Origin of the sequence: Erwinia sp. E_sp_B01_1 (assembly GCF_036865545.1) — a bacterium.
GTDB lineage: Bacteria > Pseudomonadota > Gammaproteobacteria > Enterobacterales > Enterobacteriaceae > Erwinia.
This window is the reverse complement of the sequence record NZ_CP142208.1, coordinates 4,591,203-4,603,531: the sequence shown is the minus strand read 5'-3', so window position 1 is coordinate 4,603,531 and position 12,329 is coordinate 4,591,203. Positions and strand designations below refer to the sequence as shown.

Here is a 12,329-nt window from a genome sequence, read left to right as displayed (position 1 = left end):
CAACGATATTCTAACATCCTCATGACCACTTCCCAATTCTTACCGGCTTTTATGCCATCAATTGACAAAACATGAGGTTAACAGGCATACACAAAGTAGATGCCACTGTACGCTGAAATTTTTGTTATAGTGCCGATCAGGCAAGTAAAACAGGCACAAACATGACTACCATGGGCGTCAGAGCGCAGCAGAAAGAACGAACCAGACGTTCGCTGATTGAAGCAGCATTTAGTCAGCTAAGTGCTGAGCGGAGTTTTGCCAGCCTGAGCCTGAGGGAAGTTGCCAGGGAAGCCGGGATTGCCCCCACGTCATTCTATCGTCACTTTCGTGATGTGGATGAATTAGGGTTAACTATGGTGGATGAAAGTGGACTGATGCTTCGTCAGCTGATGCGTCAGGCGCGTCAGCGTATTGCCAAAGGCGGCAGCGTTATCCGTACTTCTGTCTCCACCTTTATGGAGTTCATCGGCAATAATCCCAACGCTTTTCGCCTGCTGTTACGTGAACGTTCAGGGACATCAGCCGCGTTTCGTGCCGCAGTCGCCCGTGAGATTCAGCATTTTATCGCCGAACTGGCGGATTATCTTGAGATCGAAAACCGCATGCCGCGCAGCTTTACGGAGGCGCAGGCTGAAGCCATGGTTATTATTGTCTTTAACGCGGGTGCAGAAGCGCTGGATATCGATATCGGCCAGCGTCGTCAGCTTGAAGAGCGGCTGGTTCTCCAGTTGCGGATGATTTCCAAGGGTGCTTATTACTGGTATCGTCGTGAACAGGAGAGGCTGGCGGTCACGCTGGAATCCCATGACTAAAGGAAAGTGACATGAGCTTAGCCCCGGGCCGTGACAGAGGTACGCTGTTGTTGGCATTTCTCACCGGACTTTCGATCAACGGATCGTTTTCGGTGTTATTCAGTTCTCTTGTGCCGTTCTCCGTTTTCCCCCTTATTGCACTTGGCCTTTCCGCCTGGTGCCTGCATCAACGTTACCTTAACCGTTCGATGCCGGAGGGGATGCCCTCCCTGGCTGCCGCCTTTTTCCTGCTGGGCATCCTGCTTTACAGCGCCATTATTCGCGCGGAATACCCGGATATCGGCTCTAATTTTGTGCCGACCATTCTGATGGTGGCCCTGGTATTCTGGATTGGCCTTAAATTGCGTAGCCGCAAGAGCGAATAACAGGTTGGGCGACGGGTCTGTCGCCCTGTAATTAACGGCGTGTCAGCAGGACGCCACACTCCATATGATGGGTATAGGGGAACTGGTCAAACAGCGCCAGTTTCTCAACGACATGTGTTTCTGAAAGCGTCGCCAGGTTATCGCACAGCGTTTCCGGGTTGCAGGAGATATAAAGGATGCGGGGATAAGCCTGCACCATTTTCACTGTTTCCGCATCAAGTCCGCTGCGCGGCGGATCGACAAATATCGTCTCACACTGGTAGCTCTGCAAATCAATACCCTCCAGCCTGTTGAACTGACGGGTACCGTTCATCGCTTGCGTAAACTCTTCCGCAGCCATACGAATTATCTGTACGTTCTCAATGTTGTTCACGGCAATGTTGTATTGCGCTGACGCGACGGAAGGCTTGGCAATTTCGGTTGCCAGCACGCGGTTAAAATTGCGAGCCAGAGCTAATGAGAAGTTACCGTTACCGCAGTACAACTCCAGCAGATCGCCAGTAGACTCTTTCGTCACTTCCAGCGCCCATTCCAGCATCTGAATATTCATCGCCGCATTCGGCTGGGTAAAGCTGTTTTCAACCTGACGGTAAACGATCTCTTTACCGGCTACCGGTAAGCACTCATCCACATAATCCCTGTCGAGGCAGATTTTGGTTTTGGTCGCGCGGCCTATTAAATGCAGATCAAACCCTTCTGCGCGCAGAGCATCCCGCAGGGCTTCTGCTTCCCGCTGCCACTCTTCGGTCAGGGCGCGATGATAGAGGAGGGAGACAACAATCTGATTACTCATTGTGGAGAGGTAATCGACCTGGAACAGCTTATGACGCAGCGCCTTGTTATCGCGAACCGCCTCAATCAGGCGTGGCATCACATCATTGATCAACTGGCTGGCTGCCGGGAAGCTATCCACACGTATACGCTGGCGAGTTTGCTGATCGAAAATGATGTGGTACAGGTCATCCCCTTCGTGCCAGAGACGAAATTCCGCCCGCATACGGTAATGGCTGACCGGTGAACGGAAAACCTCAACTTCCGGAGCGGCATAGGGAGTCATCAGCGTCTGCAGACGGGTGACCTTTTCCTCAAGTTGGGCATCGTACTGTTCAATGGGCAGCTGTTCGGGCGTCATGCTAATTCCTGGGTTGAAGGGCCTTTATTGCCGGGCGATTGTAGGGATCTGTCACTCAATGTCCAGCGTTGTCCTTTGCAGACCGTTATGGATGGCTGGATATCTGGACTTCTTCAGATGTTGAACATAAGATGCGTTTCCGGCCTTTTTAATGAGTTAAAAGGGAATCCAGTGCAAAGCTGGAGCTGACGCGCAGCGGTAGGGAATGTCATGACGATTGCCAGGCAGACACTGTCGAAAGATGGGAAGTCTTCGTCATTTAATGATTCCGAGCCCGAAGACCTGCCGGTAATACGTCGCAATTCCTGCCATCATCGCGTGCTATCGATGGCTGGCCTGCGGCATCCTGCTCGTATTTTTGGATGCTTTGTCAAAAATGATAATGAATAAATCTCCCCTGTTAGCTTTCAGCTTAACGGCGATTCCCCTCTGGGCGCAGAATGGCTTTGCTCAGGATTCGGATACCACTCTTGTTACTACAGCCAGCCGCTTTGCTCAGCCCGTTTCTTCTGTGCTGGCCCCTACTACTGTTGTCACCCGTGAAGAGATCGATCGCTGGCAGTCTAAAAGCTTGACGGATGTGATGCGGCGTCTGCCCGGTGTGGATATTGCGCAGACTGGCGGGTTAGGCCAGCAAAGCTCTCTGTTTATTCGCGGCACCAACTCCAGCCACGTACTAGTCCTGATTGACGGTATTCGCCTGAACCAGGCGGGTATCACCGGTTCATCCGATCTCAGCCAAATCCCGATTTCGCTGGTTCAGCGTATCGAATATGTCCGTGGCGCACGTTCTGCTGTGTATGGTTCAGATGCAATTGGTGGTGTGGTGAACATCATCACCGGCCGTGATAAGCCGGGCACCACACTGACCGCCGGAGTCGGTTCTAAAGGTTATCAATCCTATGATGGCTCGACTCAGCAGATGCTGGGGCAAAATACCCGTGTCACGCTGGCCGGTAACTATACCTATACCAAAGGTTTCGACGCTGTAGCCAACTATCCGGATGTGTATGGCGATCCCGCGCAAAAAGATCGCGATGGCTTTATGAGCAAATCTCTTTATGGCTCTGTTGAACATCAATTCAGTGAAGAACTTAGCGGGTTTGTACGTGGTTATGGATATGACAATCGCACGGCTTACGACAACAGCCTCAGTTATAGCGTGCCGGGTGCGTTAGTAGATACGCGTCAGTTATACAGTCAGACGTGGGATACCGGACTGCGATTCAATCGTGACATTTATTCTACGCAGTTAATTGCCAGCTACAGTCATACCAAAGATTACAACTACGATCCTCGCCTGGGGCGTTATGCCGCTCCGGCCACGCTGGATGATGTGGAGCAATACAATCTGCAATGGGGAAATACCGTTGCGGTGGGTAATGGCACTGTTAGTGCGGGAGTGGACTGGCAGAAACAAACTTCTGAACCCAACACCAGTTATGTCAGTGAAGGGCAGGAGCAGCGTAATACGGGGATCTATGCCACCGCTCAACAGAAACTGGGTAGCGTGACGTTTGAAGGGGCTGTTCGCGGAGACGATAACAATGCTTTTGGCTGGCACAATACCTGGCAGACCAGCGCCTCCTGGGAGTTTGTTGATGGCTACAGCGCCTTCGCTTCCTATGGCACTGCTTTCAAAGCGCCTAACCTGAGCCAGGTTTACAGCGCTACTTACGGAAATCGCAATCTTGACCCTGAAAGCAGCAAGCAGTGGGAAGGGGGCTTCGAAGGACTGACCGGCCCGGTAAACTGGCGTCTTTCCGGTTACCGTAACGATATCGATAATCTTATCGATTCGGATCCCACAACTTACCGTTACGTTAATATAGACAAAGCTACTATCAAAGGCGTGGAAGCTACCGCTTCTTTCGATACCGGGCCAGTCAGTCATACGGTCTCTTATAACTATGTTGATCCCCGTGACGGCGACACCAATGAAGTCCTGCTTCGTCGCGCTAAGCAGCAAGTTAAATACCAACTTGATTACACTGTCTATGATTTCGACTGGTCACTGAGCTATCAGTATCTGGGCGAACGTTACGATAAGGATTACAACACTGATTATGTCACCCGCACGGTTAAACTGGGCGGCGTGAGTCTGTGGGATCTCGCCGTTTCGTATCCGGTCACTTCTCAGCTTACCGTTCGTGGTAGAATAGCCAACCTGTTCGATAAAGATTACGAGACAGTTTATGGCTATCAAACTGCAGGAAGGGAATATTACCTCAGCGGCAGCTACACCTTCTAAAGGGCGCCCCACCGTGCTGGTTTTTGATTCCGGCGTCGGTGGGCTCTCAGTCTATGACGAGCTCCGGCAGCTCATGCCGGATCTTCACTACCTTTATGCTTTCGATAACGTGGCCTTTCCTTACGGTGAAAAGTCCGAAGAGTTTATCGTCCACCGTGTTGTCGACATCGTAGAGGCTGTGACCCGCCGCTATCCCCTGGCGCTGGTGGTCATCGCCTGTAACTCTGCCAGTACCGTAACTCTCCCTGCGCTCCGCGCCCGTTTTGACTTCCCTGTAGTGGGCGTGGTTCCCGCTATTAAGCCTGCAGCACGTCTGACGCGTAATGGTATTGTAGGTTTACTGGCAACCCGTGGCACGGTTAAACGTCGCTATACCCATGAGTTAGTCTCGCGCTTTGCCAGTGAATGTAAAATAGAGATGCTTGGGTCGGCAGAGCTGGTGGAGCTGGCGGAAGCAAAACTGAAGGGTAAGCGGGTACCTGTTGAAGAGGTCAGGCGCATCCTGCAGCCGTGGCTACGAATGAAAGAGCCACCCGATACCGTAGTGCTGGGCTGCACTCATTTCCCTCTATTAAATGAAGAGCTACAACAGGTGTTGCCTGAAGGCACTCGTCTTGTTGATTCTGGCGCCGCAATAGCACGACGCACGGCCTGGCTTTTAGAGAATGAATCGCCAGAAGCATTATCTTCAGAGAGTAACTGCGCTTTTTGTATGGATATCACTGAAGAAGTTGTGCAATTAATGCCCGTTTTACAACGGTATGGCTTTGAAAAGCTCGAAAAACTGCCTCTTCAACCCATTTCTGGGTAAAAAGTAGTCGGTTGAAAAGTTTTTTGCATTTAGCGCTTGCGGCCTGTCAGGAACTCCCTATAATGCGCCTCCACTGACCCGGAACAACGACTTAACGGTCACCGCGTCAGGAAGAGAAAAGTGAGAAAATCCTTGACTCTTCAGCGGGAAAGAGTATTATCTCCTCCCCGCGCCACACGAAGATATGTGGCACCGCTCTTTAACAATTTATCAGACAATCTGTGTGGGCACTCGCAGGATTGATATCAGCGTCTTTGGACGCAAAAAATATCAAGCCTTAAGAGTGAACACATAATGAAATTCATTATGACGTTTTACACTTGAGCATCGCTGCACTTGTTGCAGCAAATCGAACTTTTAATTGAAGAGTTTGATCATGGCTCAGATTGAACGCTGGCGGCAGGCCTAACACATGCAAGTCGAACGGTAGCACAGAAGAGCTTGCTCTTTGGGTGACGAGTGGCGGACGGGTGAGTAATGTCTGGGAAACTGCCTGATGGAGGGGGATAACTACTGGAAACGGTAGCTAATACCGCATAACGTCTTCGGACCAAAGTGGGGGACCTTCGGGCCTCACGCCATCGGATGTGCCCAGATGGGATTAGCTAGTAGGTGGGGTAATGGCTCACCTAGGCGACGATCCCTAGCTGGTCTGAGAGGATGACCAGCCACACTGGAACTGAGACACGGTCCAGACTCCTACGGGAGGCAGCAGTGGGGAATATTGCACAATGGGCGCAAGCCTGATGCAGCCATGCCGCGTGTATGAAGAAGGCCTTCGGGTTGTAAAGTACTTTCAGCGGGGAGGAAGGCAATAAGGTTAATAACCTTGTTGATTGACGTTACCCGCAAAAGAAGCACCGGCTAACTCCGTGCCAGCAGCCGCGGTAATACGGAGGGTGCAAGCGTTAATCGGAATTACTGGGCGTAAAGCGCACGCAGGCGGTCTGTCAAGTCAGATGTGAAATCCCCGGGCTTAACCTGGGAACTGCATTTGAAACTGGCAGGCTAGAGTCTTGTAGAGGGGGGTAGAATTCCAGGTGTAGCGGTGAAATGCGTAGAGATCTGGAGGAATACCGGTGGCGAAGGCGGCCCCCTGGACAAAGACTGACGCTCAGGTGCGAAAGCGTGGGGAGCAAACAGGATTAGATACCCTGGTAGTCCACGCCGTAAACGATGTCGACTTGGAGGTTGTGCCCTTGAGGCGTGGCTTCCGGAGCTAACGCGTTAAGTCGACCGCCTGGGGAGTACGGCCGCAAGGTTAAAACTCAAATGAATTGACGGGGGCCCGCACAAGCGGTGGAGCATGTGGTTTAATTCGATGCAACGCGAAGAACCTTACCTGGCCTTGACATCCACGGAATTTGGCAGAGATGCCTTAGTGCCTTCGGGAACCGTGAGACAGGTGCTGCATGGCTGTCGTCAGCTCGTGTTGTGAAATGTTGGGTTAAGTCCCGCAACGAGCGCAACCCTTATCCTTTGTTGCCAGCGAGTAATGTCGGGAACTCAAAGGAGACTGCCGGTGACAAACCGGAGGAAGGTGGGGATGACGTCAAGTCATCATGGCCCTTACGGCCAGGGCTACACACGTGCTACAATGGCGCATACAAAGAGAAGCGACCTCGCGAGAGCAAGCGGACCTCATAAAGTGCGTCGTAGTCCGGATCGGAGTCTGCAACTCGACTCCGTGAAGTCGGAATCGCTAGTAATCGTAGATCAGAATGCTACGGTGAATACGTTCCCGGGCCTTGTACACACCGCCCGTCACACCATGGGAGTGGGTTGCAAAAGAAGTAGGTAGCTTAACCTTCGGGAGGGCGCTTACCACTTTGTGATTCATGACTGGGGTGAAGTCGTAACAAGGTAACCGTAGGGGAACCTGCGGTTGGATCACCTCCTTACCTGAAGATACTTTCCCGCGTAGTGTCCACACAGATTGTCTGATGAAAAAGTAACGAGCAGAAAAAAACCTCTACAGGCTTGTAGCTCAGGTGGTTAGAGCGCACCCCTGATAAGGGTGAGGTCGGTGGTTCAAGTCCACTCAGGCCTACCAAATTTCATCTCATGCGGCGTTATGCGCGCGGTCGTTTACGAAAGGTAAACTTCCCTTCCGCATGCCTTGCCTGAGAAGAAATTACATTTTTTCGTAAGAAAAAGAATGTAAGCGGTCGGAAGAAACGGTTATTCACGTCAGTGAAGAACAGCCTCCGGTTGAGTGGTAGTAGATGGTCTCTGCAGTAACTGTATGGGGCTATAGCTCAGCTGGGAGAGCGCCTGCCTTGCACGCAGGAGGTCAGCGGTTCGATCCCGCTTAGCTCCACCATACAGTTCACTAAAAAATACTTCAGAGCGTACCGGCAACGGTGTGCTGCGAAGTATTATGCTCTTTAACAATCCGGAACAAGCTGAAAATTGAAACGACGCGTCGTTTTCATTCTCCGTAATAAGAATGAAATTTACGATGCGGTCGAGTCTCTCAAATGCTTACAACAGACAGTGTCTTTCGGGACGCTTGTGGGTTGTGAGGTTAAGTGACTAAGCGTACACGGTGGATGCCTAGGCAGTCAGAGGCGATGAAGGGCGTGCTAATCTGCGATAAGCGTCGGTAAGGTGATATGAACCGTTATAACCGACGATACCCGAATGGGGAAACCCGGTGCACTTTGGTGCATCATTGCATGGTGAATACATAGCCATGCAAGGCGAACCTGGGGAACTGAAACATCTAAGTACCCAGAGGAAAAGAAATCAACCGAGATTCCCCCAGTAGCGGCGAGCGAACGGGGAACAGCCCAGAACCTGAATCAGTTTGTGCATCAGTGGAAGCGTCTGGAAAGTCGCAGGGTACAGGGTGATACTCCCGTACACGAAGATGCACTTGCTGTGAGTTCGATGAGTAGGGCGGGACACGTGACATCCTGTCTGAATATGGGGGGACCATCCTCCAAGGCTAAATACTCCTGACTGACCGATAGTGAACCAGTACCGTGAGGGAAAGGCGAAAAGAACCCCGGCGAGGGGAGTGAAACAGAACCTGAAACCGTGTACGTACAAGCAGTGGGAGCACCTTCGTGGTGTGACTGCGTACCTTTTGTATAATGGGTCAGCGACTTATATTCTGTAGCAAGGTTAACCGTATAGGGGAGCCGCAGGGAAACCGAGTCTTAACTGGGCGTTAAGTTGCAGGGTATAGACCCGAAACCCGGTGATCTAGCCATGGGCAGGTTGAAGGTTGGGTAACACTAACTGGAGGACCGAACCGACTAATGTTGAAAAATTAGCGGATGACTTGTGGCTGGGGGTGAAAGGCCAATCAAACCGGGAGATAGCTGGTTCTCCCCGAAAGCTATTTAGGTAGCGCCTCGTGAACTCATCTCCGGGGGTAGAGCACTGTTTCGGCTAGGGGGCCATCCCGGCTTACCAACCCGATGCAAACTGCGAATACCGGAGAATGTTATCACGGGAGACACACGGCGGGTGCTAACGTCCGTCGTGAAGAGGGAAACAACCCAGACCGCCAGCTAAGGTCCCAAAGTCATGGTTAAGTGGGAAACGATGTGGGAAGGCACAGACAGCCAGGATGTTGGCTTAGAAGCAGCCATCATTTAAAGAAAGCGTAATAGCTCACTGGTCGAGTCGGCCTGCGCGGAAGATGTAACGGGGCTAAACCATGCACCGAAGCTGCGGCAGCGACGCGTATGCGTTGTTGGGTAGGGGAGCGTTCTGTAAGCCGTCGAAGGTGGACCGTGAGGTCTGCTGGAGGTATCAGAAGTGCGAATGCTGACATAAGTAACGATAAAGCGGGTGAAAAGCCCGCTCGCCGGAAGACCAAGGGTTCCTGTCCAACGTTAATCGGGGCAGGGTGAGTCGACCCCTAAGGCGAGGCCGAAAGGCGTAGTCGATGGGAAACAGGTTAATATTCCTGTACTCGGTGTTACTGCGAAGGGGGGACGGAGAAGGCTATGTTGGCCGGGCGACGGTTGTCCCGGTTTAAGCGTGTAGGCTTGAGTTCCAGGCAAATCCGGAACTCTTTAAGGCTGAGGCGTGATGACGAGGCACCACGGTGCTGAAGCAACAAATGCCCTGCTTCCAGGAAAAGCCTCTAAGCATCAGGTAACACAGAATCGTACCCCAAACCGACACAGGTGGTCAGGTAGAGAATACCAAGGCGCTTGAGAGAACTCGGGTGAAGGAACTAGGCAAAATGGTGCCGTAACTTCGGGAGAAGGCACGCTGGCGCGTAGGTGATGGGACTTGCTCCCGGAGCTGAAGCCAGTCGAAGATACCAGCTGGCTGCAACTGTTTATTAAAAACACAGCACTGTGCAAACACGAAAGTGGACGTATACGGTGTGACGCCTGCCCGGTGCCGGAAGGTTAATTGATGGGGTTATCCGCAAGGAGAAGCTCTTGATCGAAGCCCCGGTAAACGGCGGCCGTAACTATAACGGTCCTAAGGTAGCGAAATTCCTTGTCGGGTAAGTTCCGACCTGCACGAATGGCGTAATGATGGCCAGGCTGTCTCCACCCGAGACTCAGTGAAATTGAACTCGCTGTGAAGATGCAGTGTACCCGCGGCAAGACGGAAAGACCCCGTGAACCTTTACTACAGCTTGACACTGAACATTGAGCCTTGATGTGTAGGATAGGTGGGAGGCTTTGAAGCGTGGACGCCAGTCTGCGTGGAGCCAACCTTGAAATACCACCCTTTAACGTTTGATGTTCTAACCTGGCGCCGTGATCCGGCGTGGGGACAGTGTCTGGTGGGTAGTTTGACTGGGGCGGTCTCCTCCTAAAGAGTAACGGAGGAGCACGAAGGTTAGCTAATCACGGTCGGACATCGTGAGGTTAGTGCAATGGCATAAGCTAGCTTGACTGCGAGAGTGACGGCTCGAGCAGGTGCGAAAGCAGGTCATAGTGATCCGGTGGTTCTGAATGGAAGGGCCATCGCTCAACGGATAAAAGGTACTCCGGGGATAACAGGCTGATACCGCCCAAGAGTTCATATCGACGGCGGTGTTTGGCACCTCGATGTCGGCTCATCACATCCTGGGGCTGAAGTAGGTCCCAAGGGTACGGCTGTTCGCCGTTTAAAGTGGTACGCGAGCTGGGTTTAGAACGTCGTGAGACAGTTCGGTCCCTATCTGCCGTGGGCGCTGGAAGATTGAGAGGGGTTGCTCCTAGTACGAGAGGACCGGAGTGAACGCACCACTGGTGTTCGGGTTGTCATGCCAATGGCATTGCCCGGTAGCTAAGTGCGGAAAAGATAAGCGCTGAAAGCATCTAAGCGCGAAACTTGCCTCGAGATGAATCTTCCCTGGGCCTTTAAGGCCCCTGAAGGGACGTTGAAGACTACGACGTTGATAGGCCGGGTGTGTAAGCGCAGCGATGCGTTGAGCTAACCGGTACTAATGACCCGTGAGGCTTAACCTTACAACACCAGAAGCGTTCTGGTGGGCGTCTGAGAGACGCAACGATTTTCAGCCTGTTCGATAACGGATTGATTTACGTGGCCTGCGAGGGCGGCGTGAACGACAGAATTTGCCTGGCGGCTTTAGCGCGGTGGTCCCACCTGACCCCATGCCGAACTCAGAAGTGAAACGCCGTAGCGCCGATGGTAGTGTGGGGTCTCCCCATGCGAGAGTAGGGAACTGCCAGGCATCAATTTAGAATAATGACAGGCTTTTAAGCGGTTATTGTTCATGACCTTACCCCTGACAAGGTAAGGGCGAAATACCTGATACAGACATTGTCTGCACTCAGTACAGAATCGGTGGAGCGGTAGTTCAGTTGGTTAGAATACCTGCCTGTCACGCAGGGGGTCGCGGGTTCGAGCCCCGTCCGTTCCGCCACCCTTTTAGGGGCGTAGTTCAATTGGTAGAGCACCGGTCTCCAAAACCGGGTGTTGGGAGTTCGAGTCTCTCCGCCCCTGCCATAAAAAAATAATCCTTTGCTTCGGCAAAGGATTTTTTTGCGTTGAATAAAGTCACTTTGGTTATTTAAAAGCCACCTTCCGGGCTTTACCCCACAAAAAATGGCCATTAATTGACCATTTTTTTGCTGATTAGCTTTTTTATTACTGTGTATTGACCGGGAATTTAAGCAGTTGTCGGATATGCGCTTGCTGATCGCTGTTCTGCAACCACACCGCATATAAAGGTCTTACAGCTACAGGCGTATCCGGAATAACGGTCAGATCGGGGTATTCGCCATGCCACATATCCGGTAAAAAAGCGCAGGCTCCGGTAGTATGCAGCAGCTGTCGGGTCAGATGAGCAGAGGTGGTAGTCAGCACGGGAATATCATCTGCCCCGGCCAGATAACTCTCATGTTGATGAAAATCCGCCCCCCATTCCAGCTTGATATAGTCATATTTCTCACGTTTTTCAGATTTTCGCGAGCGGTATAAGGTCAGGGAGATATGACCAATCTGCTGGCTGGTCAGTTCATCCATTTTCGGTGCCTCAGTGGTGATTAACAGATCCAACTGACGCTCATGAAGTTGTTTTACCAGCAAATGACGCTGTGCAACCCGGGCTTCAAGGTGCAGATTTTCCCGGTTCTCATAAAGCGTCTGTAGCCAGGGTGTCAGGTAGGCCTCCCATAAAGAGGCACTGGCCCCAATTGAGAGCTCATGCTGCTGCTGAGTATGAGAGACCTCCTTCTTGGCCATCATCCATGTACTCATCAAACTTTCGGCATAAGGTAACAGACGCTCACCAGCCGATGTCAGCCGTATGTTATTGCGGTGACGGGTAAAAAGGTTCACTCCAAGCTGATTTTCAAGCTGCCTTATGCGAAAGCTGACGGCAGATTGCGTGAGATAGAGCGCTTCTGCGGCACGTCCAAAGTGGCGTGTTCTGCTCACTTCCAGAAAGGTCTTCAGTAATTCCGTATCCACATCCATCTCCTAAAAAACATTTGTCGTTATGATTTAAATGTTTTGTTTTACACTCTGT

General features: G+C 51.8%; 6 protein-coding genes, 4 tRNA genes, 3 rRNA genes and 1 riboswitch. Of the genes, 11 read left to right on the top strand and 2 right to left on the bottom strand.

Annotated features, from left to right (window positions below):
* Positions 1-170 precede the first annotated feature (170 nt).
* Together fabR and VRC33_RS21365 are read left to right on the top strand one after the other, a co-directional pair.
* On the top strand, positions 171-812 hold the full coding sequence (gene fabR / locus VRC33_RS21370; RefSeq protein ID WP_338564381.1) for an HTH-type transcriptional repressor FabR: 642 nt from the start codon (positions 171-173) through the stop codon (positions 810-812).
* Positions 813-823: 11 nt separating this feature from the next.
* Entirely contained in the window at positions 824-1,177 is a 354-nt protein-coding gene (locus tag VRC33_RS21365) for a YijD family membrane protein (RefSeq protein ID WP_338559244.1), read from the top strand.
* A gap of 31 nt (positions 1,178-1,208) precedes the next feature.
* On the opposite strand, the gene trmA is transcribed toward VRC33_RS21365, so the two are convergent.
* Entirely contained in the window at positions 1,209-2,309 is a 1,101-nt protein-coding gene (gene trmA / locus VRC33_RS21360) for a tRNA (uridine(54)-C5)-methyltransferase TrmA (protein WP_338559242.1), read from the bottom strand.
* Between the two features lie 123 nt (positions 2,310-2,432).
* Positions 2,433-2,614: riboswitch (cobalamin riboswitch) on the top strand.
* 71 nt (positions 2,615-2,685) lie between these two features.
* On the opposite strand from trmA, the gene btuB reads away from it, so the two are divergent.
* The 9 genes from btuB to VRC33_RS21315 all read left to right on the top strand — a co-directional run bounded on the left by btuB (position 2,686) and on the right by VRC33_RS21315 (position 11,305).
* Complete coding sequence (gene btuB, locus VRC33_RS21355; RefSeq protein WP_338559240.1) at positions 2,686-4,560, top strand: TonB-dependent vitamin B12 receptor BtuB; 1,875 nt, start codon at positions 2,686-2,688, stop codon at positions 4,558-4,560.
* A complete protein-coding gene (murI, locus tag VRC33_RS21350) occupies positions 4,505-5,371 on the top strand; it encodes a glutamate racemase (RefSeq protein WP_338559238.1) in 867 nt (288 codons plus the stop codon). The genes btuB and murI overlap by 56 nt, the downstream gene beginning before the upstream one ends.
* Positions 5,372-5,729: 358 nt before the next feature.
* Positions 5,730-7,272: ribosomal RNA gene (locus VRC33_RS21345) — 16S ribosomal RNA — on the top strand.
* 75 nt (positions 7,273-7,347) lie between these two features.
* Positions 7,348-7,424, top strand: a tRNA-Ile gene (locus VRC33_RS21340).
* A gap of 194 nt (positions 7,425-7,618) precedes the next feature.
* Positions 7,619-7,694, top strand: a tRNA-Ala gene (locus VRC33_RS21335).
* Between the two features lie 202 nt (positions 7,695-7,896).
* A 23S ribosomal RNA gene (locus VRC33_RS21330) occupies positions 7,897-10,803 on the top strand.
* Positions 10,804-10,914: 111 nt separating this feature from the next.
* A 5S ribosomal RNA gene (rrf, locus tag VRC33_RS21325) occupies positions 10,915-11,030 on the top strand.
* Together the 16S, 23S and 5S rRNA genes with 4 tRNA genes alongside form the textbook arrangement of a ribosomal RNA operon.
* A gap of 115 nt (positions 11,031-11,145) precedes the next feature.
* A tRNA-Asp gene (locus tag VRC33_RS21320) sits at positions 11,146-11,222 on the top strand.
* A 7-nt stretch (positions 11,223-11,229) separates the two neighbouring features.
* A tRNA-Trp gene (locus VRC33_RS21315) sits at positions 11,230-11,305 on the top strand.
* 141 nt (positions 11,306-11,446) lie between these two features.
* Here the strand turns inward: VRC33_RS21315 and hdfR are convergent.
* The gene (gene hdfR / locus VRC33_RS21310; RefSeq protein ID WP_338559236.1) at positions 11,447-12,271 is read right to left on the bottom strand and encodes an HTH-type transcriptional regulator HdfR; all 825 of its coding nucleotides are present in this window, start codon (positions 12,269-12,271) and stop codon (positions 11,447-11,449) included.
* Positions 12,272-12,329: the final 58 nt, after the last annotated feature.

Bases quoted from the DNA above. Each gene is read 5' to 3' on its own strand.
- murI (WP_338559238.1), top strand. From the start codon at position 4,505: ATGGCTATCAAACTGCAGGAAGGGAATATTACCTCAGCGGCAGCTACA.
- fabR (WP_338564381.1), top strand. From the start codon at position 171: ATGGGCGTCAGAGCGCAGCAGAAAGAACGAACCAGACGTTCGCTGATT.
- trmA (WP_338559242.1), bottom strand. From the start codon at position 2,309: ATGACGCCCGAACAGCTGCCCATTGAACAGTACGATGCCCAACTTGAG.
- VRC33_RS21365 (WP_338559244.1), top strand. From the start codon at position 824: ATGAGCTTAGCCCCGGGCCGTGACAGAGGTACGCTGTTGTTGGCATTT.
- btuB (WP_338559240.1), top strand. From the start codon at position 2,686: ATGATAATGAATAAATCTCCCCTGTTAGCTTTCAGCTTAACGGCGATT.